The organism is Variovorax sp. Soil_C_39, from assembly GCF_057656815.1.
In genome coordinates, this window is the sequence record NZ_JBDGJQ010000007.1 from 42,160 (window position 1) to 63,611 (window position 21,452).

18 protein-coding genes, 1 tRNA gene and 1 riboswitch are annotated in these 21,452 nt (G+C 67.3%); of the genes, 9 read left to right on the top strand and 10 right to left on the bottom strand.

Translation table 11 applies throughout. The features are described from left to right. Window positions 1–2 precede the first annotated feature (2 nt). Complete coding sequence (locus AC3A6J_RS18560) at window positions 3–221, top strand: helix-turn-helix transcriptional regulator (RefSeq protein ID WP_487861450.1); 219 nt, start codon at window positions 3–5, stop codon at window positions 219–221. Here the strand turns inward: AC3A6J_RS18560 and AC3A6J_RS18565 are convergent. The 7 genes from AC3A6J_RS18565 to cysS all read right to left on the bottom strand — a co-directional run bounded on the left by AC3A6J_RS18565 (window position 136) and on the right by cysS (window position 6,999). Further along, complete coding sequence (locus AC3A6J_RS18565; RefSeq protein ID WP_487861451.1) at window positions 136–1,347, bottom strand: tyrosine-type recombinase/integrase; 1,212 nt, start codon at window positions 1,345–1,347, stop codon at window positions 136–138. The two genes, AC3A6J_RS18560 and AC3A6J_RS18565, sit on opposite strands and share 86 nt — an antisense overlap. Before the next feature lie 142 nt (window positions 1,348–1,489). Beyond that, a tRNA-Ser gene (locus AC3A6J_RS18570) sits at window positions 1,490–1,582 on the bottom strand. Between the two features lie 26 nt (window positions 1,583–1,608). Further along, window positions 1,609–2,877 carry an aspartate kinase gene (locus AC3A6J_RS18575; RefSeq protein WP_487861452.1) on the bottom strand — a complete coding sequence of 423 codons (1,269 nt, stop codon included), beginning with the start codon at window positions 2,875–2,877 and terminating at the stop codon, window positions 1,609–1,611. 75 nt (window positions 2,878–2,952) lie between these two features. Continuing rightward, window positions 2,953–3,930 carry a tRNA lysidine(34) synthetase TilS gene (gene tilS / locus AC3A6J_RS18580; protein WP_487861453.1) on the bottom strand — a complete coding sequence of 326 codons (978 nt, stop codon included), beginning with the start codon at window positions 3,928–3,930 and terminating at the stop codon, window positions 2,953–2,955. Window positions 3,931–3,954: 24 nt separating this feature from the next. Then, the gene (locus AC3A6J_RS18585; protein WP_487861454.1) at window positions 3,955–4,935 is read right to left on the bottom strand and encodes an acetyl-CoA carboxylase carboxyltransferase subunit alpha; all 981 of its coding nucleotides are present in this window, start codon (window positions 4,933–4,935) and stop codon (window positions 3,955–3,957) included. A gap of 16 nt (window positions 4,936–4,951) precedes the next feature. After that, on the bottom strand, window positions 4,952–5,605 hold the full coding sequence (locus AC3A6J_RS18590; RefSeq protein ID WP_487861455.1) for a DNA-3-methyladenine glycosylase family protein: 654 nt from the start codon (window positions 5,603–5,605) through the stop codon (window positions 4,952–4,954). A gap of 17 nt (window positions 5,606–5,622) precedes the next feature. Further along, window positions 5,623–6,999: a cysteine--tRNA ligase gene (gene cysS / locus AC3A6J_RS18595; protein WP_487861456.1), complete on the bottom strand. Its 1,377-nt coding sequence runs from the start codon at window positions 6,997–6,999 to the stop codon at window positions 5,623–5,625. A gap of 194 nt (window positions 7,000–7,193) precedes the next feature. Here cysS and AC3A6J_RS18600 point away from each other — a divergent pair, with 194 nt between their 5' ends. From AC3A6J_RS18600 to AC3A6J_RS18620, 5 genes are all read left to right on the top strand, one after another. Then, entirely contained in the window at window positions 7,194–7,787 is a 594-nt protein-coding gene (locus tag AC3A6J_RS18600) for a tetratricopeptide repeat protein (protein ID WP_487861457.1), read from the top strand. A 67-nt stretch (window positions 7,788–7,854) separates the two neighbouring features. Further along, window positions 7,855–8,469 carry a peptidylprolyl isomerase gene (locus AC3A6J_RS18605; RefSeq protein ID WP_487861458.1) on the top strand — a complete coding sequence of 205 codons (615 nt, stop codon included), beginning with the start codon at window positions 7,855–7,857 and terminating at the stop codon, window positions 8,467–8,469. Between the two features lie 32 nt (window positions 8,470–8,501). Further along, window positions 8,502–9,014 carry a peptidylprolyl isomerase gene (locus AC3A6J_RS18610; protein ID WP_487861459.1) on the top strand — a complete coding sequence of 171 codons (513 nt, stop codon included), beginning with the start codon at window positions 8,502–8,504 and terminating at the stop codon, window positions 9,012–9,014. 29 nt (window positions 9,015–9,043) lie between these two features. Further along, window positions 9,044–9,814, top strand: coding sequence for a UDP-2,3-diacylglucosamine diphosphatase (locus AC3A6J_RS18615; RefSeq protein ID WP_487861460.1), 771 nt, complete (start codon window positions 9,044–9,046; stop codon window positions 9,812–9,814). Window positions 9,815–9,817: 3 nt separating this feature from the next. Then, a complete protein-coding gene (locus AC3A6J_RS18620) occupies window positions 9,818–10,609 on the top strand; it encodes a M90 family metallopeptidase (protein ID WP_487861461.1) in 792 nt (263 codons plus the stop codon). Between the two features lie 75 nt (window positions 10,610–10,684). Here AC3A6J_RS18620 and AC3A6J_RS18625 read toward each other — a convergent pair whose 3' ends face one another. Together AC3A6J_RS18625 and AC3A6J_RS18630 are read right to left on the bottom strand one after the other, a co-directional pair. Further along, the gene (locus AC3A6J_RS18625) at window positions 10,685–13,567 is read right to left on the bottom strand and encodes a DUF349 domain-containing protein (protein WP_487861462.1); all 2,883 of its coding nucleotides are present in this window, start codon (window positions 13,565–13,567) and stop codon (window positions 10,685–10,687) included. A 197-nt stretch (window positions 13,568–13,764) separates the two neighbouring features. Then, window positions 13,765–17,592: a DUF748 domain-containing protein gene (locus AC3A6J_RS18630; protein WP_487861463.1), complete on the bottom strand. Its 3,828-nt coding sequence runs from the start codon at window positions 17,590–17,592 to the stop codon at window positions 13,765–13,767. A 570-nt stretch (window positions 17,593–18,162) separates the two neighbouring features. Here AC3A6J_RS18630 and AC3A6J_RS18635 point away from each other — a divergent pair. The 3 genes from AC3A6J_RS18635 to nrdR all read left to right on the top strand — a co-directional run bounded on the left by AC3A6J_RS18635 (window position 18,163) and on the right by nrdR (window position 20,939). After that, entirely contained in the window at window positions 18,163–19,017 is an 855-nt protein-coding gene (locus AC3A6J_RS18635) for a transglycosylase SLT domain-containing protein (protein ID WP_487861464.1), read from the top strand. Window positions 19,018–19,057: 40 nt separating this feature from the next. Continuing rightward, window positions 19,058–19,185, top strand: a riboswitch (ZMP/ZTP riboswitch). 41 nt (window positions 19,186–19,226) lie between these two features. Then, window positions 19,227–20,471 (top strand): serine hydroxymethyltransferase, encoded by a 1,245-nt coding sequence (gene glyA, locus AC3A6J_RS18640; RefSeq protein ID WP_487861465.1) that lies wholly within the window; start codon window positions 19,227–19,229, stop codon window positions 20,469–20,471. Between the two features lie 24 nt (window positions 20,472–20,495). After that, window positions 20,496–20,939 (top strand): transcriptional regulator NrdR, encoded by a 444-nt coding sequence (gene nrdR / locus AC3A6J_RS18645; protein WP_106934830.1) that lies wholly within the window; start codon window positions 20,496–20,498, stop codon window positions 20,937–20,939. 48 nt (window positions 20,940–20,987) lie between these two features. Here the strand turns inward: nrdR and AC3A6J_RS18650 are convergent, their stop codons facing one another. Then, the gene (locus AC3A6J_RS18650) at window positions 20,988–21,452 is read right to left on the bottom strand and encodes a type IV pilin protein (RefSeq protein ID WP_487861466.1); all 465 of its coding nucleotides are present in this window, start codon (window positions 21,450–21,452) and stop codon (window positions 20,988–20,990) included.

Consider the following 21,452-nt stretch of genomic DNA (forward strand, 5'->3'; position numbering starts at 1 on the left):
CCATGACCACCACCACCGAACAGAAGATCCTCGTCGACGCCGAAGAGGCTGCCGCTCTTTTCTCCATGGGCAAGTCCACGTTCTGGCGCGAGGTCCGCAACAAGAACGTGCCGCCGCCGGTGAAGCTCGGCAGCCTTACGCGCTGGCGCCTGGAAGACCTGCGGCGCTGTGCTGCTGGTCTAGCCAGTCAGCCCACCACTGCATCAGCTGACGACGCTTAGGCAGGTACTGCGCGCGGTTGTACGCCGCGCGCACGTCGTCCACCTCCTGATGGTGCAACTGGCGCTCGATCACGTCCTTGTCGAAGCCGGAATGCTCGTTCAGCACCGATGACGCCAGCGCGCGGAAGCCGTGCGCAGTCATGCGTCCCCGGTAGCCCAACCGGTAGAGCGCGAACAGGAAGGTGTTCTCGGAAAGCGGATGCCGCGGGCGCAGCGGGGAATCCAGCACCAGGGCACGCTCGCCCGTCAGCCGCCGGAGGTCTTCCACGATGGCCCGGGCCTGGCGGGACATGGGCACCACGTGCGGCAATGCCGCCTTCGCTTCGCCCTTCACGCGCGCCGGCGGCACCACCCAGATCGCGCCGTCTTCCTTGAATTCGTCCCAGCGCATGCCGCGCAGTTCGCCCACCCGCACGAAGGTATAGGCCAGCAGGCGCAAGCCCAGGCGGGTGATCTCCTCGTCGTAGTCGTCGATCGCGCGCATCAGCTGGCCGGCCTCCTCGGGTGGGATGCTAGCCATGGGCTTCTTGACCTTGCGGGATTGCAGCACGCGCGTGAGGCCGGCGGCCCCGTGCTGCTCGATGTAGCCCAGGTCCGCGGCGTGGTCGAAGACCGCCGTGATGCGCCCGGCCACCCGGTGCGCCGTCTCCACCTTGCCACCCTCCTGCGCCGCCCGTACCACGGCCACGAGTTTCGTTCGTGGTATCGACGCGATCGGCATGTCGCCGATGAGCGGGAAGGCAAAGCGCTCGAGGGTGTTCTCGACCTGGGTTTGGTGCTTGCCGTTGGACAGGCTCGGCAGCTTCACCTTCAGCCATTCCGTCGTGACGCTCCTGAAGGTGTGGATCTTCTGGGGAGCGGCGGCCGGCGTGCCGGGCGCGCTGGGCTGGTCACGGGCCGCGGCGTGGGCCTTTCGAGCTTCGGCCAGGGTCATGCCCGGCATGCGCCCGTAGGTGCGCGTCTTCTGCTTGCCGTCGAGTTGGTAGTTCGCCCGCCAGCTCTTGCCACCGGCCGGCGAGACGAACAGATAGAGCCCGTGGCCGTCCGCCAGCTTGTAGGCCTTCTCTCGGGGTTTGGCAGCTTCCACTGCCCGCGCTGTCAAAGTCATGGTATCGCCCAGGTTCATGCCACGGCCGATACCACGAAATGCACGTGCATTCAGCGGACCCGGCGTAGCCACACCGGCGCGATTGTGCACGGATTCCCCAATGAAAAAGCCCCGACGCTGATCCAGCGCGGGGCTTTCTGGTTTCGTCGGAGACGATCCTTGGCGGAACCGGAGGGATTCGAACCCTCGATGAGGCTCTACACCCCATACTCCCTTAGCAGGGGAGCACCTTCGGCCACTCGGTCACAGTTCCTGAAAGAAGCCGAGATTATGCCACCATCAGGCGGCCGGTTGATCGAGATCGAAGGCTTTATGCAGCGCGCGGACTGCAAGTTCCATGTATTTCTCGTCGATCACGACCGAGGTCTTGATCTCGCTGGTCGAGATCATCTGGATGTTGATGCCCTCTTCGCTCAGCACGCGGAACATCTTGCTGGCCACGCCGACGTGGCTTCGCATGCCGATGCCCACGATGCTGACCTTGCAGATCTTGGTGTCGCCGACGATCTCGGTGGCACCCAGCGAGGGCATGACCTTGGCCTGCAGCAGGTCGATGGTCTTCGCGTAGTCGTTGCGATGCACGGTGAAGCTGAAGTCGGTGCGGCCATCCTTGCTCAGGTTCTGGATGATCACGTCGACCTCGATGTTGGCATCGGCCACGGCCCCGAGGATGTGGTACGCGATGCCCGGCTTGTCGGGCACGCCGAGCACCGAGATCTTGGCTTCGTCGCGGTTGAAAGCGATGCCGGATACAACGGCTTGTTCCATGTTTTCGTCTTCCTCGAAAGTGATCAGCGTGCCTGACTTGGCTTCTTCATTGATGTCGATGTCCCAGGGCGTGAAGCTCGAAAGCACGCGCAGCGGGACCTTGTACTTGCCGGCGAACTCCACCGAGCGGATCTGCAGAACCTTGGAGCCCAGGCTCGCCATCTCGAGCATCTCCTCGAAGCTCACGGTCGTGAGGCGGCGCGCATCGGGCTCGACGCGCGGATCGGTGGTGTAGACGCCGTCCACGTCGGTGTAGATCAGGCACTCGTGTGCCTTCATGGCGGCGGCCACGGCCACGGCCGAGGTGTCGCTGCCGCCGCGGCCCAGCGTGGTGATGTTGCCCGCGTCGTCCACGCCCTGGAAGCCGGTGATGACGACGACCTTGCCGGCATCGAGGTCGGCGCGCACGCGTGCGTCGTCGATGCTTTCGATGCGGGCCTTGGTGTACGAGTTGTCGGTGCGCACCGACACCTGCCAGCCCGCATAGCTCACGGCCTCGACGCCCTCGGCCTGCAGTGCGATGGCCAGCAGCGCGGACGAGGCCTGCTCGCCGGTGGCGGCGAGCATGTCGAGCTCGCGGCCATGGGCCGCGCCCGGCTTGCTCGGGGCCAGTTCCTTGGCCAAGCCGAGCAGGCGATTGGTTTCGCCGCTCATGGCACTCGGGACCACGATCATCTGGTGGCCGGCGCGCGCCCACTTGGCGACGCGCTTGGCGACATTCTTGATGCGCTCGGTCGAGCCCATCGACGTACCGCCGTATTTGTGAACGATCAATGCCATGGGTGAATTCAGAGAAAAGAAAGAAGCCGCCCCACCCGACCCTTGCCGGTGTGCGGGCGCGCGCCCTGCAAGCCGTCAGCGCGAAGCCTCGGGCGAGGGCCGGAAATTGTACCAATGCAGCCGATCGTCCCGCCGCTCGATGAAGCCCGTGCCCACCTTGAGATGGATCCGGTGGCCGCGCGTGGTGCATGCGCGAACCTGGTCGAGCAACTGCTCGAGCTGCGCGGCGCTCGGCGTGGCGCCATGCGCCTGCAGCAGCCAGTGCCGCAGCAGGTTGGCCTGGCGCGCGCGCGGCAGTGCCTGCAGGCCCGCGATGCGGGGTGGGTCTCCCGCCGCGGCCAGGTCCTGCGCGGCCAGGTCGCCGAGCAGCTGTTGCGCCTGCGCTGCGTGGCCGATGCTGCGCGCGAAGGTGCTGCGGAACTGCGGAAAGGCCCGTTCGAGCGCCGGCAGCAGCACGGCGCGGATGCGGTTGCGCGTGTAGCGCTCGTCGCCATTGGTCGGGTCCTCGATCCAGGGCAGATTGACGCCCCGGAGCCACGCTCGAATGTCCGTGCCGGGCACGGACAGCAGCGGCCGGTAGATCTCGAGGCCGTGGCGCTGCGCGCGTGCAGGCATTGCTGCCAGGCCCGGAAGCCCCGCGCCTCGCGACAGCGCGAGCAGCAGGGTCTCGACCTGGTCGTCGGCATGGTGGCCAAGCGCCAGCGCGCGGACCGGGCCCGGTGCCGCCACCTCGCGGGCGATGGCCGCGAAGGCCGCGTAGCGGGCACGGCGTGCGCTGTCTTCGGGGCTGTCGCCGCTCGCATGCCGCGCATCGACGCGGCGCACCACGAGCGGCACGCCGAGGCGTTCGCAAATGGCTGCGCAATGCCGCTCGAATTCATCGGCGGCGGCTTGCAGCCCGTGGTGCACGTGAAAGGCGACCACCTGGCCCGGCCAGGCGGAGGCACAGGCCGCGAGCAGCGCCGTCGAATCGGCGCCGCCGCTGAAGCCCACCGCCAGCGGCAGGTGCGCCGGCTCGAACGCGGCCATGGCGCGTTCGAAGGCTTCGTTCATGGGGCGGAGGGTGGCCGGGGGCTTTTACCTGCCGGCGTCGGCCTTGGTGTCGTTGTAGCGCCCGTAGCTTTGCAGGCGCTCGTAGCGGCGGTCGAGCAGTTCCTTGGGCTTCAGGTCGCTGACCTGGCGGAACGCATCGTTGAGCGCGCGCTTCAGGAAGGCGGCCATCTGGCGGTGGTCGCGGTGCGCCCCGCCGACTGGCTCGTTCACGATCTTGTCGACGAGGCCGAGGGCCTTGAGCCGGTGCGCCGTGATGCCGAGCGCATCGGCGGCTTCCTGGGCCTTGTCGCTGGTCTTCCAGAGGATCGATGCGCAGCCTTCGGGGCTGATCACCGAATAGACCGAGTACTGCAGCATCAGGACCTGGTCGCCCACCGAGATGGCGAGCGCACCGCCCGAGCCGCCTTCGCCGATGATGGTGACGATGATCGGCACTTCGAGCTGCGCCATCTCGTAGATGTTGCGACCGATCGCTTCGGACTGGCCGCGCTCCTCGGCATCGATGCCGGGGTAGGCGCCGGGCGTGTCGACGAAGGTGAAGACCGGCAGCTTGAACTTCTCGGCCGTCTTCATGAGGCGCAGCGCCTTGCGGTAGCCCTCGGGCTTGCTCATGCCGAAGTTGCGCGCCGTGCGCTCCTTGGTGTCGCGGCCCTTCTGGTGGCCGAGCACCATGCAGGGCGTGCCGTTGAAGCGCGCGAGCCCGCCCACGATCGACAGGTCGTCGGAGAAGTGCCTGTCGCCGTGCAGTTCGACGAAGTCGGTGAAGATCTCGTTGACGTAGTCGAGCGTGTAGGGCCGCTCCTGATGCCGTGCGATCTTGGTGATCTGCCAGGGCGTCAGGTCGCTGTAGATGTCCTTGGTGAGTTGCTGGCTCTTCTTGCCGAGCTGGTCGATCTCTTCGGAGATATCGACCGCGGATTCGGTCTGTACATAGCGCAGTTCTTCGATCTTGGTTTCGAGCTCCGCGATGGGCTGCTCGAAGTCGAGGAAGGTTCGTTTTGCCAACGTCTTCTCCTGTTGTTCAATACGCGACTGGCACGGGATCCAGCGATCGCCAAATATACCAAGTCGCCACGCTGCAAAAAGGCGCCCAGGCCACGGCGACGTCGCGGGCGTCGCTGCGGCTCACGGGATCGCCCGAGAAGTAGTTCACGCTGATGCCGTTGAGCAGGCCCAGGTCGTCCACCGGCAGCACGTTGGGGCGCATCAGGTGGAAGATAAGGAACATCTCGGCGGTCCAGCGGCTGATGCCGCGGATCGCCACGAGCTCGTCGACGATGAGCTCGTCCGACATGTCCTTCCACGCGTCGACGTGCACCGCGCCCGAATCGAAGTGGATCGCGAGGTCGACCAGGTATTCGATCTTGCGCGCCGAGAGCCCCGCCGCGCGCATGTCGTCGACCTTGACCTTGAGCACGTTGGCCGGGGTCAGCTTGCGCGGCAATGCGGCAAAGCGATCCCAGACCGACTGCGCGGACTTCACCGAGATCTGCTGGCCGACGATGCTGCGCGCGAGCGTGGTGAACGCATCGCCGCGCGACTCGAGGCAGGCGTCGCCGAACTTCGGTATCAGGCGCTTCATCACCCGGTCCTTCTTGGCCAGGTGCTTGCAGGCCTCTTCCCAGTAGTCGGGCGTGTAGATCTGTACCACTGCCGACTTCCTGGACGCAGGCATGGGGTTGGTGGTCCCGTTCACTGCGCGGCGGCCCAGGTGGTGCCGGTCGGCGAATCCTTGAGCACGATGCCCTGCGCGAGAAGGTCGCTGCGGATGCGGTCGGCCTCGGCGAAGTTCTTCGCGGCCTTGGCGGCGGCGCGTGCGTCGATCAGCGACTGGATGGTGGCTTCGTCGAGCGTGGTGCCTGCCTGGAGAAATGCCTTCGGATCGCCTTGCAGCAGCCCCAATGTGCCGGCCAGCGCCTTGAGGAGGCCCGCGGACTCGGCGGACTTCGTGCGGTTGACTTCGCCGGCCAGCTCGAACAGCACGGCGATGGCCTCGGGCGTGCCGAAATCCTCGTCCATCGCCGCCTTGAAGCGCGCTGCATGGGGTTGCGCCCAGTCGATGGACACGGTGGCAGGCGCCACCAGATCGAGGGCGGTGTACAGCCGCTTGAGCGAGTTGCGCGCATCGTCCAGATGCGCATCGCTGTAGTTGAGCGCGCTGCGGTAGTGCGTGCGCACGAGGAAGAAGCGCAGGCTTTCCGCGTCGTACTTCTGCAGCACTTCGCGGATCGTGAAGAAGTTGCCCAGGCTCTTGGACATCTTCTCGTTGTCTACGCGAACAAAGCCGTTGTGCACCCAGAAGCGCGCAAGCGGCTTGCCGTTGGCACCTTCGCTCTGCGCGATTTCGTTCTCGTGGTGCGGAAACTGCAGGTCTGCCCCGCCGCCGTGGATGTCGAAGGTCTCGCCGAGCGTGGCGCAGCTCATGGCCGAGCATTCGATGTGCCAACCCGGGCGGCCCATGCCAAAAGGGCTTTCCCACTTGGCATCGTCGGGCTCGTTCGGCTTGGCGGACTTCCACAACACGAAATCGAGCGGATCCTGCTTGCCGTCGAGCACCGCCACGCGTTCGCCCGCGTGCAGTTCGTCGAGCGACTTGCCCGAGAGCTTGCCGTAGCCCGGGAACTTGCGCACCGCGTAGTTCACGTCGCCGTTGTCGGAACGGTAGGCGAGGCCCTTCTGCTCCAACGTTTCGATGATGCCGACCATCTGCGGCACGTATTCGGTGGCGCGCGGCTCGATGGTGGGCGGTTCGATGCGAAGCGCGCCGATGTCTTCGTGCATGGCCGCGACCACCTCGTCGGTCAGCGCGCGGATGGAGATGCCACGCTGGACCGCACGGGCAATGATCTTGTCGTCGATGTCGGTGATGTTGCGCACATAGGTCACGGCATAGTCGCTCGCGCGCAGCCAGCGCTGCACCACGTCGAACGCCATCATCATGCGGGCGTGTCCGATGTGGCAGAGGTCATAGACCGTCATGCCGCACACGTACATGCGCACCTGGCCCGGTTGCAATGGGGAGAACTCCTCCAGTTCACGCGAGAGCGTGTTGTAGATGCGCAGACTCATGAGGTTCGAAAAGCGTCGCTTCGCGCACGTACGGCACGGGCGAACGACGGGGTATTTCAGGGGTGGCGGGGCAGTGGCTGCGAGGGGATGGAGATGGCCCCTCGGCTACAATCATCGCAGTATAAACGGCTGCCTGCCGTGTGCATGCCGGGTGTTTTCGAGGCCCGCGTTCCCCAACCCTGCCCCGAGGCTTCATGAAGCACGTCGCGTTCTCCAGACTCACCGCCATCGCCTTCGCATTGCTCATCGGGCTGTGCAGCGTTGCCGCGCACGCCAACGACTACGACGAAGTGAATCAGCTGCTGCGGCAGGGCAAGTCGAGCGAGGCGCTGGCCAAGGCCGACGCCTACATTGCCGGCAAGCCGCGCGATCCGCAGATGCGCTTCTTGCGCGGCGTGATCCTCACCGAGCAGAAGAAGCAGAACGAGGCGATCACCGCGTTCACGCAGCTCACGCAAGATTTCCCCGAACTGCCCGAGCCCTACAACAACCTCGCTGCGCTCTATGCCGCGCAGAGCAAGTTCGGCCAGGCACGCGCCGCACTCGAGCAGGCGCTCAGGCTCAACCCCAATTACGCCACGGCGCACGAGAACCTCGGCGACGTCTATGCGCGCCTTGCAGCGCAGGAGTACATCCGCGCGCAGCAGTTCGCGAGCACCACCACCAGCGTCGCGCCGAAGCTGGCGCTGATCCGCCAGATCTTCACGCCCAAGGCCGAAGCCGAGGCCGCAGCGCTGCCGGCTGCGCCGCCCGAAGCCCGCAAGCCGGTTGGCCGCGTGAGCAAGTAGCCTGCAGCCGTGCCGATTGCACCGCGACAGCGTCGCTGATCCCGATTCGCGCCCCCATCTCTTGTCCATGGAGCCTTCCTTGAACGTCCAAGCCTTTTCCCTGTCCGTTCGCTTCAGCCGCCGCGGCGCCCTTGTGCTCGCCGCAGCGATGGCCTTCGCCGGTGCCGCTCACGCGCAGCAGGCTGCTCCGCGCGTGAAGCTCGCCACCACGGCCGGCGACATCGTGCTCGAAATCGATCCGGCCAAGTCGCCCAAGACCGTCGAGAACTTCCTGCAGTACGTCAAGGACAAGCATTACGACGGCACCGTGTTCCATCGCGTGATCGACGGCTTCATGATCCAGGGCGGCGGCTTTACGCCCGATATGCAACAAAAGCCAACACGCGCGTCGATCCCGCTCGAGGCCTCCAACGGCCTGAAGAACGACCGCTACACCATCGCGATGGCGCGCACCGGCAACCCCAATTCGGCCACCTCGCAGTTCTTCATCAACGTGAAGAACAACGACTCGCTCAATGCTCCCAATCCCGACGGCCATGGCTACGCCGTGTTCGGCAAGGTGGTGAGCGGCACCGACGTGGTCGACAAGATCCGCACCGTACAAACCGGTAACAAGGGCGGCATGCAGAACGTGCCGCTCGAACCGATCATCATCAAGTCGGCCACGCTGCTGGCGAAGTAATTTCCAAGCATCCGAAGAAAGAAGGAATCCCCATGACCAATCCCAAAGTCGAACTGCACATCAAGAACCATGGCGTGATCACGCTCGAACTCGACAGCGCCAAGGCGCCGAAGTCGGCCGAGAACTTCGTCAACTACGTGAAGAACGGCCACTACGACAACACGGTGTTCCACCGCGTGATTCCCGGCTTCATGGTGCAAGGCGGCGGCTTCGAGCCCGGCATGAAGCAAAAGCCCACGGGCGCCGAGATCGAGAACGAAGCCAACAACGGCCTCAAGAACGACAACTACACGGTGGCCATGGCCCGCACGAGCGCGCCGCACTCGGCCACCGCCCAGTTCTTCATCAACATCGCCGACAACGGTTTCCTGAACCACACCGCACCGTCCGCCCAGGGCTGGGGTTATGCGGTGTTCGGCAAGGTCACCGGCGGTACCGACGTGGTCGACAAGATCAAGGCCGTGAAGACGGGCCGCAAGGGCTTCCACGACGACGTGCCCCTCGAGGACGTGGTGATCGAGAAGGCCGTGCTCGTTTCGGAATAACGCAAAACAAGCGGGCACACGGCATGGGCATGGCGGCGAAACCGGCGTTCAAGGAGCTCATCGCCCCGCCCGCCTGGCGCACTGTCGACCTGCTCTCCGACCTGCACCTGCAGGCCGGCGAGCCCGCCACCTTCGAAGCCTGGCGCGGCTACCTCGAGACCACGCCGGCCGATGCGCTGATCATCCTCGGCGACCTGTTCGAGGTGTGGGTCGGCGACGACTGCGCCGCCCTGCCCGGCTTCGAGGCCGATTGCGCCGAGCTGCTGCGCCGCACGGCCGAGCGGCTGCCGGTGTATGTGATGCACGGCAATCGCGACTTCCTCATCGGTCCGGCGCTCGCCGCTCAGTGCGGCTTCACGCTGCTCGATGATCCGACAGTGCTGGTGCTGCACGGCGAGCGATGGCTGCTGAGCCATGGCGATGCGCTGTGCCTCGACGACACCGACTACCTGCGCTTTCGCGCCCAGGTGCGCACGCCCGAATGGCAGGCCGCGTTCCTTGCGCGGCCACTGGCCGAGCGGCGGGCGCTCGCACGGTCGATGCGCGCGCAAAGCGAGGACCGCAAGCGCGATCCCGCGGCACTCTGGGCCGACGTGGACGCGGGTGCTGCGCGCGAATGGCTGCAGCAGGCCCGCGCGCGCACGCTGGTGCATGGTCACACGCACCAGCCGGCCGATCATGATCTGGGCGAGGGCCTGCGACGCATGGTGCTCAGCGACTGGGACGTCGCGGCGCATCCCCCGCGCGCGCAGCTGCTTTGCCTTTCGGCCGCGGGCGCACAACGCGTCGACCTGCGCTAGCCGATGTTCAAGTGGCTGCGCCGGCTGCGCGCCCTGCCCCCGATCCCCGATGCCGCTTGGCAGGCCACGCTCGCGCGCTATGCGTTTCTGCGCGAACTGCCTGCGGCCGACCAGGAGCGGCTGCGCGCCTTCACGGCCGAGTTCCTGCGCGACAAGGAATTCCATGGCACGCAAGGTTTCGTGATCACCGACGAGGTGGCACTCGCAATTGCCGCGCAGGCGGTGCTGCCGGTACTTCACCTCAAGGGGGGGCTCGACTGGTATGCCGATTTCGTCGGCATCGTGGTTCACCCGTCGGAGGTGGTCGCGCGCCGCAAGGTGGTCGACGAAGCGCAGGTGGTGCACGAGTACGACGAGGTGGTCGCCGGCGAGGCCATGGACCGCGGGCCGGTGATGCTGAGCTGGCAGGACGTGCTGGCCAGCGGCATCACGCGCGACGGCGGCTACAACGTCGTGATCCACGAGTTCGCGCACAAGATCGACATGCGCGGCGGCGACGCCGACGGCTGCCCGCCGCTGCCGCCCGGCTTCGGCGGCAAGCGCAACGCGCGCGAGGCCCGCGCCGCCTGGCTCGCCGTGCTGCAGCCGGCCTACGAGGATTTTCGCGAGAAGACCATCCTGGCCGAACGCTTCGGCGCCGAGCCGCCGTGGCTCGACGACTATGCGGCCACCTCGATCAGCGAGTTCTTCGCGGTGGCGTGCGAAGCCTACTTCGTGAACCGCGCCAATTTCGGCCGCGACTTTCCAACGGTGCTCGCGCTGTTCGACGCGTTTTTCGGCCGCCGCAGCACCTGATCGCCCTGCATCGCGCAAAAGAAAAAGCGCCCGTCGCGGGCGCTTTTTCTCGTCAGCCTTCAGGCTCGGCGCGGCCTACTTCCGCAACAGTGCCTTGAGCGCATTCTGCAGCCGGCGCGCGGTCGCCGGATCGTGCGGCGCGGCCAGCACCTTGCCGGCGTCCTGGCCCCAGGTCTGTGCCGGCGTGGGATCGCCGCGCTTGGTCAGCAGCTTGAGCTGAAGCGCGCGGCGCGCGTCGATCTGCTCGGCGGGCGTCGGCACTTCGGCCGCCATCTCGAGGCGCAACAGCGCTTCAGACGCTTCGTCGGCTGCCGCCTTGGGCGGCGAGCCCACGGCCTGCGACCAGCCGCTGCGCACCGCCGGCGACACCGCGCGTCCGAGTTCCTGGACGTTCGGCAGCCGCGAGGCGTCGCGCTGCTCCCAGGCGCCGAGCACTTGCGTCAGCGCTTCGCCGTGGGCCTGCGCCGCGAGCTTGCGCAGCGACAGTTCGGCGCGCTCTAGCGCTTCGCGCTGGGCGCGGAACGCTGCATCGCCGAGCCGCGGTCCTCGGTCTTCGAAGCGGGGCGGACGGTCGCCGAAGCGTCCGCCCGGCGCGCCGCGGTCGCCGCGGGCATCGCCGCGCGGCGGTGCGCCGCGGTCGCCCGGGCGGCCTGGACCACCAGGACCCGGCCGGCCGCCATCGCGACGGTCGCCAAACCGGCCGCCGGCGCCGCGACCCGCGGGCGCGGCCGCCTCGTTCCTGCGGCTGCCGGGACGGTCGTCGCCGCGCATCGCCACGACCGGCTTGGGCGCCGGCTTCGGTGGCGCCTTGGCTTCTTCGGAACCGGCGGGCTCGGCACCTTCTTCGCGCGCTTCGCTGTCGGCGCGCGCGGAACTGTCGGCACCTTCGGCCGGTGCAACAAGATCGCCGCCGGCGGTCGGCGCGGCTGCCGCCGGCGTGCCCGGCTGGGCCTCGGCATCGCTGGGTGCGGGCGCCTGCTCGGCGCTTTCGCCGAATTCGGCCGCGGCCTGGCCGGGCGCGACCTGTTCGGTGGCGCCGACCGACGGACCGTCGGCGGACGCTGCGGCCGCGGGCTTCGCAGCCGGTGCCGGCGCGGGGGCCGGCGGTGGCGCCTCACCGCGCAGCGCGGCTTCGAGACGCGCGATGGCCGCGCGGATCTTCTGGGCGTCGCCCTCGGCATTGGCGGCGTCGAGCGCCTTGGAAGCCTCGAGCACGTGGCGGTCGTGCTCGCTCATCGCGGCGGAGGCCTTTTCGCGCTCGGCGGTCTTGCGGTTGAAGGCGTCGTCGATCGGCGCGCGGAACGCATCCCAGAGCTTCTGCTCGTGGCGGCGGTCGAGCGGCACGCTTTGGGCTTCCGCCTGCCAGCGCTGCTGCAGCGCCTTGACGGCATCGATGCGCAGCATGGGCTGGGCACCGAGCTCGGTGGCCTCGGCGATCATGGCCTGGCGCCGGTCGATGCTGGCCTTCTGCGCCGCCTCGATCGGCGCACGCGCCGCACCGAAGGCCTCGTTCCACTGCGGCTGCAGTTCGGCGAAGACCTTCTCGCCGACATGCCCGCCATCGCGCCAGCGGTCGGCGAACTGATGCAGCGCGCGGTTGTGCGCCTTCAGGTCTGTGGGTTCGGCATTGGCTGCCGCCCAGGCACGCACCTCCTCGATCAGGGCAACGCGGTGGGCACGATGTTCGGCCGCATCGGCGCGCACCTTTTCGAGCCAGGCTTCGACCACCTTGTGGGCTTCGTTGCACGCTTCGTCGAAGCGCTTCCAGAGCGCATGGTTCGGTACGCCGCCTTGGTCGGCCTGCTTCCACTGGTCGCGCAGCGAGCGCAGCGTTTCCTGCATCTTGCGGCCGCCGAGCGCCTGGCCTTCGGGGCGCTTGAGCAGGCCTTCGGCCTTGGCGACAAGGTCTTCGCGCACCTTGTCGGCGCTCCAGCGCTGCCAGCCTTCGAGTTCGCCGGCCGCCACCAGCGCCGCATGCACGCGCGCTTCGAGCGGCGCATCGACCAGCTTGCCGTGCTCCTTGAGCACCGCACGCAGTGCGGCGGCAGCGCCGGCGCTGGCCTTGCCGTGGCCTTCGGCCGTTTCCTGCTCCAGCTTGACGAGCGCAGCCTGCACGGCCTCCTGGGCGGCGGCACGCACGGCCGGATCGACCTTGGGTGCCGCGGGCTTGGCAGGCGCCGCCTTCGGCGCCACCACCTCGCCGCGGGCGGCGCGAAGTTCGTCGGCCCACACGGGCACCGGCGGCAGCGGCGCTGCTGCATCTCCGGCCGCGGCCTGCGCCTGCGCCAGTGCCGCGTGGAACGCGTCGGACACCACGAGCAACTGGGCCTTCGACGATTCGAGCTGCGGCGCAAAGCGCGCGTCGAGACTGTTCCAGTTGGGGTCGGCCGTGATCTCGCCGGCCTGCTGCTGCCAATGGGCCACGTCGTTGCGCAGCGACTCCTCGGCGGCCTGGGCGTCCTGCCAGCCCTTGGTCGACAGCACCTCGAAGCGCTGGGCGAGCAGCACTGCGGCCTCGCGATGCACCTGCGCGCGATGCTGCAGGTCTTCGATGCCCTTCACACGGTCGGCCAGTTGCACCTTGAACCCGGCGAGCGGTTCGCGCGACAGGGGTGCGCCGGCCTTGGCGGCATCGCGCTGCCAGGCCAGTGCATCGGCGATGTTGAGCTTGGGCTGGGCCAGCAGCGCTTCTGCTTTTTGCGCCCATTCGGCCGCGATGGCCTCCTGGCCCTTGGCGCGCTTGAGCTCGTCGAGCTTTTCGCGCAGCAGGCGGGCCGCGCCCTTGTCGCGGCCGCTCAGCTCCTTGAAGACCTCCTGCATCTGCTCGGGCGCGGGATTGCCCGCGAGCCATTCGCGGATGCGCGCAGCGCGCTCGCCGGAAGTCGGCGCGGTGAAGGCGCCGCCGGTGAGCGTGTCGAGGGCTTGGAGGTCGTTGGGCTTGGAAGAAGTAGAGGTCACTTGCGCGAGTCGTTGTCTGAAGAGAGAAAGCGAAGGCGCCGGCAAAGGCCGGCGCACGCGACATTTTCACCCACTTGGGGGCGCGGCGTTGAATTCCACGGCGCAACTGAAGCTAAAAGACGCTGGAATCGTGGCGCGCTGCCCGCATATGGGCTGGCTGCGACCGAAACCCTCGGCCGGCCAGCGTTGCACTGTTTCTACCTCATGGCCAGATCGAGTTCAGCGCCGGGCTTCCAATCGGCGCCACTCGCCTTGGTCTTGACGGCGCCCAGGAACAGCCGCTCGCTCGCAAGCTTCTGTGCCAGCAGGTAGTCGCGCACGACGGCGCCGCGCTCCACGGCGAGTTGCCGGATCGACTCCTCGTCGACCGGGATGCTCGCGAGCAGCAGGTCTTCCATCTCCTTGACCGGCAGGTCCCGGGTCAGGCCGACCATGTTGCGCGGCTTGGTGATGTCGGCACGCTTGTAGACGGCCGCCAGCAGTTCGGGGTATTCGGCGTCGGTGACGGGCGGCACTTCGGTGCCCGCCTGCCCGCCGCGCACCGCGATGCGTCGCTTCTCGGCCTGCGCGAGCTGGCGCAGGCGCTGGCGCTGGTAGGCATCGCGTTCGCGCTCCAGGCTCGCGGTGCCGACCACCGTCATCTGCAGCGTGGGACGCTCGGTCAGCGCCTTGGCGACCTTGTCGAGGCTCTGTCTGGCGCTGTCGCCGAGCACCGCGCTGCCGGGCTCGAAGGCAATGGTGCTCGATTCGCCGCTGCCGCCGCCGAGCCCGCCGGTCAGCAGGCTGAACGGCGAAGTCACCGCCTTGACGATGAGGTTGACCACTGCCTTGAAGATCAGCGGGCCGATGCTGAACTGCGGATCGTTGAGCGAGCCGCTGAGCGGCAAGTCGACGTCGATCACGCCGTTGCGGTCGGCCAGCAGGGCCACCGCGAGCCGCACCGGCAGGCTGTTCGGCGCGCCTTCGACGGCGTCGCCGAACTGCAGCTGATTGAGCACCAGCTTGTTGCTGGCCGTGAGCTGCCCGTCGGGCGCCACCTTGTAGTTGACGTCCATGCTCATCTTGCCTCGATTGATCCCATGGCCGGCGTAGCGCACCGCGTACGGTGACAGCGGCGCCAGGTCGAGATCGCGCATCTTGGCGGTGATGTCGAGTTCGAGCGGCTTGGCGAGCGGGTTGAGCTTGCCGGTGATCTCGAGCGCGGCGGTCTGCTGCGCCTTGCCGCGCAGTTCGAGGGCGGCGAGCGCGGGGCGTCCGCCCTCGCCCTTCGGCGGGTCGGACGAAAAGGCGCTGAGCCGGCCGGTCAGCTCGCTCAGGTCGGCCGAGTAATTGGGCTTGACGAACAGGTCGGTGAAGTCGATCTTGCCATTCACCAGGCTCATCGGGCCGAAGTTGATGACCGGCTTGGGCCCGGTGTCGGCCTCGGCCTGCGCAACGGCAGCGGGCGGCGCTGCCGGCGCGGGCGTGGGGCTGCCGCCCACCATGGCTTCGGCCGACAGCGGCGCGCCGCCCGCACGCGGCTGCTGCGGCTGGGGCTGCGTGGGGCCGCGCGTCGTGGTCGTGGTGCCGCCCAGGCTGCGACGGGTTTCGGCCGCGGCCGCGGTCGCGGCGTTCGCCTCGGCCTCGCCCTTCTTGGTGAGGCTCAACAGGTTCAGCTGGCCGTTCGGATCGACGATCACACGGGCGAAGAAGTCGGTGAGCGTGGTCTCGCGCACATCCACCGTGGGTGCGGCCTTGGGCGCCAGGCCCACCTGCAAGCCGCGCAAGCTCAAGGTCTTCCAGCTCAGCAGCTGGTTGTTGTTGCGGTCGAACCCCGGCGACTGTGTGAGCGAGGTGCTGTTGGCGCGGAAATCGTCGAGGGCCGTGTCGCCGGCCAGCTTGAGGCTCATGCCGGCAGGCGCGCTCGAATAGCTCACAGTGCCACGGTAGCTCAGGAAGGCCCGGCGGATATCGACGTTCAGCGCGTCGGCGTAGTACGCCTTGAACGCATGCGCCGGGAACGAACCCACTTCGAGCCGGCCTTCGGCGGCCAGCGGCTTGAGCACGACGTGGCCCTTGTAGTCGAAGCGGCCCGGATCGGCCCGGCGTCCCGAACCGATGCGCCCCGACACCTGGAGCGGCGACTTGACGGCCGTCTCGGGCGCGAGCTTCTGCGCCTGCAGCTTGAAGGCGGTGATCTCGACCGCAACTGGCGTGGCGCTGGCCTTGTCGGCATAGGAGAGCGTGCCGTTGTCGACCGCCAGGGTGCCGATGGTCAGCGCCCAGGGCTTGGTGTTGGCGCCTGCCGGCGCCGCGCCGGGGCCGCTGCCGGCCGGCTTGGGCGCAGCCACCTTGGCCGGCGCGCCAGCGGCGCCGCCCGCGGGCGCCTTGAGCCAGCGCTCGAACATCCAGCGGCTTTCGCTGTCGCGCTCGACGCGAACCTTGGGATTGGTGGCCGTGAACGAGGCGATGTTCAGCGTGTGCCGGGTCATGTCGACCTCGGCGTCGACCAGCTCGAAGCGGCCGACGCTCGCGAGCGCGGTCTTCTGCTGTGTGAGCGCCAGGCCATCTGCCGCCAGGCGCCGCGCCTTGAACTTGAGTTCGGGCGCGGCCCATGCCACGTCGATCTGGCCACTGAGCTTGCCGTCGAGCGTGGGCTCCAGGCTTTGCGCGAGGTACGGCGCCGCGAGCGACAGCGGCAAGGCCTCGACCTCGGTCTGGACATTCGCGGCCTTGTCGGTCGCATCGCCCTTGAACCGGAGCGTGGCGCCGGCCACCGCCGTGCTGCCGCTGAACTGGGCCGGCTTTTCCATCGGCCATGTGATGCCGGCAAGCTCGATGCCGAGCGCCGTGGCCTGGATCGCCGCCGCAGGCTGCACCGTCTCGTCGCGCCAGCCGATCCGGCCGCCGCTCAATGCCACCTTGTCGACCTGGACCCGGAGCTTCGGCTTCGGGGGTGCCTTGCCGTCCGGCGCGCTCGCCGCCGGGGCCGGCACAGCCGCCACCTTCTCGGGCGCACCGCCCGCGGGATCGGTCGCGAGCAGGTTGAGCCGGCCCTGTGCGTCGCGGGCCACCGCGAGCTGCGGCCCCGCCAGCGCGACTTCGCTCAGGTGGAACACCGATTCGAGCGGACGCACATCGGCCAGCGCGAGCTTGAGCGAATCGAAAGCCAGCAGGTCGCGCCCCCGCGCATCGCCGAGCTTCGCGCCATGCGCTTCGACCGTGCCCGTGATCTTGAGTCCGGCCGTCTCGGCGCGCGCGAAATCGATCTTCAGGTCCGCGTCGAGGGTGCCCGCCTGCAGTTGCACCGGCACGCCGGCCGGGATGTAGCCCAGGTACGGCACCAGGTCGAGCCCCTTGAACTGCACGTGCGCGTCGGTCTTGCGGCTTTCGGCGAACGGCGTGGTGAGTGCGGCCGAATCGAACTGGCTGCCGTTGAGCGAGAAAGCGAGCTTGGGTTCGGTGTCGACGTCGCGCTGGGAGGCCAGGTTGCTCAGGAACGGCACCTTGAGAACGAAATCGCGCAACTCATGCTTGCGCTTGACCGTCTGGTCGTCGAAGTCCACCGCACCGTCGGTGATCGAGATGTTGTAGATCGCGAAGCGCGCGGGCTCCGCGTCAGGGTCCGGCTGCGGGCCGGCGGCGAGCTTCTGGAGGATGTCGTCGATGTCATACCGGCCATCCGCCAGATGCGTGAGCAGGATGGCCGGGGCCTCGACCGTGACGGCGTCAATCACCGGCGCCAGGCGGATGATCGATTGCAGCTCCGCGTCGGCATAGATGCGCTTGATCGCCACCTGCGGCCGGCTGCCGTCCGCCGTGGCGATGCGCAGGTCGTTCAGCGTGACTTCGAGCGTCCAGGGCTTGAAGTCGATCTTGCCGACGGTGACCTGGCGCCCCAGCTCCTCGCTCGCGATCTTCTGCAACTGGCTCTTGGCGATCGGCGGCACCGCGAGCCAGGCAACGGCCCAGAGCCCCAGCACAACCAGCAAGGCGACGATCCCGCGTCGCAACCATTTGTTTTGTTTGAGCGAAGCTGCATCCATCGCGGGAGTGTGCCGCAAAGAAGCGCTGGACCAGAAGCAAGAAAGCCCGGCAACGCGACGTTATGTCTTGTTACCGGGCTTGATGGCGGGCATAAGACCCATGCCATCTTTTCGCGCAACAGGAAGACAAATGGTTCCTGCCGAGCTGGCAGCAAGAGATTGCCGCCTTGGATCCTCCGTCGTTCGAGCCCAACTTGCACAGGGCCGTTCGACTTCGGAAAGCCGCCTGACAAATCAGGCAGGTCCAGATTAGGCGCCTCGCGCCGGCAATGCAACGCCTCTTTATCAGGGTTTTCCCCAAGGCATTGTTTAAACTTGTAATGGCATAAGAATGCAAGTTCATATGCTTGACCGGGTATTTAGCCACGATAGAATCCCGCCTGCTCCTGGCTGTCCATCCAGCAGGAGGTCCCTGGATCCGCCGCCGAATTCCCCCGGCTTGATCAGGCCGCCGCGCTCCCACCCACATCTTCCCTCCTCGCGCGGAGCCTGGTTCGTACCAATCAAGCGCCGCCGCCTCCTTCCATCGCCTCGGCGCTGAGAACAGGTGCCGCATAGAAAGGAAGAGCGATGAACAAGGCGTTTGATGCCACAGCCCGCGGGCTACGGACTTTTCTGTCCGACGTGGCAGACGGCTTTTTTGAAATCACCCACAACGGGTTCGCACTGGTCGGGCTGGCCATCGTGTTCGCGGTGCTCGCGCTCGCGGCACGACCCGACCTGCGCCAGACCGGCGAGGAGCAGCTCATGGGCTGGCTGCAGTCACGCAAGCCACCGCCCGAAGCCACCGACCTCGACGCCTCCGCGATCGTGCGCACCACGGCGGCGAGTCCGGATGACCTGCCCAAGCAGCAGGCAGCGGTAGCCTTCTGGCTCAGCAAGAAGTACCGCGTCGCACCGGAGCCGCTGAGCGTGCTGGTCGCCGAGGCCTATCACCTCGGCAGCCGCACCAAGCTCGACCCGACGCTGATCCTCGCCATCATGGCGATCGAATCGAGCTTCAATCCCTTTGCCCAGAGCCATGTGGGCGCGCAGGGGCTGATGCAGGTCATGACACGCGTGCACGGCGAAAAGTACGAGAGCGCGGGCGGCACGCTCACCGCCTTCGACCCCGTGACCAACATGCGCGTGGGCGTGAAGGTGCTGCAGGAGTGCATTGCGCGCGCCGGTTCCGTCGAAGGCGGCCTGCGCCATTACGTCGGTGCCGCCAACCTCGACGACGACGGCGGCTATGCCAGCAAGGTGCTCGCCGAGCGCGACCGGCTGCTGCAGGTGGCCAATGGCCGCGGCCTCCCGACCATCGTCGTCCCGCCGGTCGTGCGGGCGCAGGCCATCCCGGTTGCGGCGCCGCCCAAGACCGAACAGCCCGCCGATCCTGCGGCAGCGGACGGCCAGAAGGTCGCGCTGCTCTTCGGCGTTTCCTGAGTCCTTCGGCATCGGCAAAAACGCCGGGTGCGCTACACTTGGCGCCGTACGCGACTGGCGATAGGCGCAGCATCCTCACCGGTGCCCCGCGCTGACGTGGAATACCACTGGGAAGCGTGCCGCCTGGCATCCGATACAGGCGTTCAGCCGTTCGCCTGGGCAGCCCTTGTTTGGTTGAAGAACAAGGACCTCGTCTTCAAAGGACTGCCATGTACCAACGCAACATTCTGGTCGAACAGACCGATCCCGAGATCTGGGCCGCCATCCAGGCCGAGACCGCGCGCCAAGAACACCACATCGAGCTGATCGCAAGCGAGAACTACGCTTCGCCGGCCGTCATGGCCGCCCAGGGCTCGCAGCTCACCAACAAATACGCCGAAGGCTACCCGGGCAAGCGCTACTACGGCGGCTGCGAGCACGTCGACGTGGCCGAGCAACTGGCCATCGACCGCATCAAGCAGATCTTCGGTGCCGACGCCGCCAACGTGCAGCCGCATTGCGGCGCCTCGGCCAACGAGGCCGTGATGCTCGCCTTCCTGAAGCCCGGCGACACCATCATGGGCATGAGCCTGGCCGAAGGCGGCCACCTCACCCACGGCATGCCGCTGAACATGAGCGGCAAGTGGTTCAACGTGGTGAGCTACGGCCTGAACGACAAGGAAGAAATCGACTACGACGCGATGGAGCGCAAGGCGCACGAGCACATGCCCAAGCTCATCATCGCGGGTGCCTCGGCCTATTCGCTGCGCATCGACTTCGAGCGCTTCGCGAAGGTGGCCAAGGACGTCGGCGCGATCTTCATGGTCGACATCGCCCACTATGCAGGCCTCGTGGCTGCGGGCGTGTACCCCAACCCGGTGCCCCATGCCGACGTGGTGACCTCCACCACCCACAAGAGCCTGCGCGGCCCGCGCGGCGGCATCATTTTGATGAAGGCGCAGCACGAAAAGGCCATCAACAGCGCCATCTTCCCCGGCCTGCAGGGCGGCCCGCTCATGCACGTGATCGCCGCCAAGGCGGTGGCGTTCAAGGAAGCGATGGCGCCGGAGTTCAAGGCGTACCAGCAGCAGGTGGTCACCAACGCGCGCATCGTGGCCGAAACGCTCACCGCGCGCGGCCTGCGCATCGTGAGCGGCCGCACCGAGAGCCACGTGATGCTCGTCGACCTGCGCGCCAAGGGCATCACCGGCAAGGAAGCCGAAGCCGTGCTGGGCGCCGCCCACATGACGATCAACAAGAACGCGATCCCCAACGACCCCGAGAAGCCGATGGTGACGAGCGGCGTGCGCATCGGCACCCCGGCCATGACCACGCGCGGCTTCAAGGACGAGGAGGCCCGCCTCACCGCGAACCTGGTGGCCGACGTGCTCGAGAACCCCCGCGACACCGCCCACATCGACGCGGTGCGTGCCAAGGTGCACGCGCTAACGAGCCGCTTCCCTGTCTACCGCTGAACGTCATCGGCAAGCGGTGGCCGCATGAAATGCCCTTTTTGCGGTCATCTGGAAACGCAGGTCGTCGAGACCCGCGTCTCGGAAGACGCCGACTTCGTCCGCAGGCGCCGCCAATGCAGTGCCTGCGACAAGCGCTTCACCACCTACGAGCGACCGGACGTCAACTTTCCGGTCGTCGTCAAGAAAGACGGCAGCCGCGCCGATTTCGATTCGTCCAAGGTGCGGGCCTCGATGATGCTCGCGCTGCGCAAGCGGCCGGTGAGCATCGAGCAGATCGACAACGCTCTCCTGCGCATCGAACAGAAGCTGCTCGCGAGCGGCCTGCGGGAAATCGACTCGACCAAGGTCGGCGAACTCGTGATGCGCGAACTCAAGAAGCTCGACAAGGTCGCCTACGTGCGATTTGCATCGGTGTACCGCAGCTTCGAGGACGTGGACGAGTTCAGGCAGCTGCTGCGGGATATCTGAGAGGCTGAGGCTGGCCCGCGGAGGGCGGTGCCAGCCCGCGTTGCCGCATCAGCGGTTCCAGCACGACTGCACCACATCGCTCGAGGCATCGGTGCTGTCGTTGGCCAGCTTCACGCCTTGTTGGTTGACGGTGAGCGTGCCGCATTCGTCGTTGGCCGAGACGCCCTGCGGAACGGCCCGCAGCGTGTAGGTGGTGGCGGTTCTGCCGTCGACATAGCCGATGCTGTAGCTCGCAGTGCCCGACGAAGGGGACTGTGCCAAGCCCGCAGGCAGGTCCACGTCAACGGGCGGATATCGGCCATTGGCCGACATGTAGCGTTCGGTCCATTGCGCCGCCTGCAGCAGTTGCTGCTTCGCATCGGCGCGCTTGGCGCGCAGCACGTAGCGTGAATAGCTCGGGTAGGCGATGGCCGCGACGATGGCGATCACCGCCACGACGATCATGAGTTCGATGAGGGTGAAACCCCGCGAGCAGGAGTTCGCAAGGATCCAATGCCTGGTCTTCTTGTTCAT

Coding starts and splice junctions, on each gene's coding strand:
- AC3A6J_RS18560 (WP_487861450.1), top strand. CDS start 3: ATGACCACCACCACCGAACAGAAGATCCTCGTCGACGCCGAAGAGGCT.
- AC3A6J_RS18565 (WP_487861451.1), bottom strand. CDS start 1,347: ATGAACCTGGGCGATACCATGACTTTGACAGCGCGGGCAGTGGAAGCT.
- AC3A6J_RS18575 (WP_487861452.1), bottom strand. CDS start 2,877: ATGGCATTGATCGTTCACAAATACGGCGGTACGTCGATGGGCTCGACC.
- tilS (WP_487861453.1), bottom strand. CDS start 3,930: ATGAACGAAGCCTTCGAACGCGCCATGGCCGCGTTCGAGCCGGCGCAC.
- AC3A6J_RS18590 (WP_487861455.1), bottom strand. CDS start 5,605: ATGCCTGCGTCCAGGAAGTCGGCAGTGGTACAGATCTACACGCCCGAC.
- cysS (WP_487861456.1), bottom strand. CDS start 6,999: ATGAGTCTGCGCATCTACAACACGCTCTCGCGTGAACTGGAGGAGTTC.
- AC3A6J_RS18600 (WP_487861457.1), top strand. CDS start 7,194: ATGAAGCACGTCGCGTTCTCCAGACTCACCGCCATCGCCTTCGCATTG.
- AC3A6J_RS18605 (WP_487861458.1), top strand. CDS start 7,855: ATGGAGCCTTCCTTGAACGTCCAAGCCTTTTCCCTGTCCGTTCGCTTC.
- AC3A6J_RS18610 (WP_487861459.1), top strand. CDS start 8,502: ATGACCAATCCCAAAGTCGAACTGCACATCAAGAACCATGGCGTGATC.
- AC3A6J_RS18615 (WP_487861460.1), top strand. CDS start 9,044: ATGGCGGCGAAACCGGCGTTCAAGGAGCTCATCGCCCCGCCCGCCTGG.
- AC3A6J_RS18620 (WP_487861461.1), top strand. CDS start 9,818: ATGTTCAAGTGGCTGCGCCGGCTGCGCGCCCTGCCCCCGATCCCCGAT.
- AC3A6J_RS18630 (WP_487861463.1), bottom strand. CDS start 17,592: ATGGATGCAGCTTCGCTCAAACAAAACAAATGGTTGCGACGCGGGATC.
- AC3A6J_RS18635 (WP_487861464.1), top strand. CDS start 18,163: ATGAACAAGGCGTTTGATGCCACAGCCCGCGGGCTACGGACTTTTCTG.
- glyA (WP_487861465.1), top strand. CDS start 19,227: ATGTACCAACGCAACATTCTGGTCGAACAGACCGATCCCGAGATCTGG.
- nrdR (WP_106934830.1), top strand. CDS start 20,496: ATGAAATGCCCTTTTTGCGGTCATCTGGAAACGCAGGTCGTCGAGACC.
- AC3A6J_RS18650 (WP_487861466.1), bottom strand. CDS start 21,452: ATGAACAAGAAGACCAGGCATTGGATCCTTGCGAACTCCTGCTCGCGG.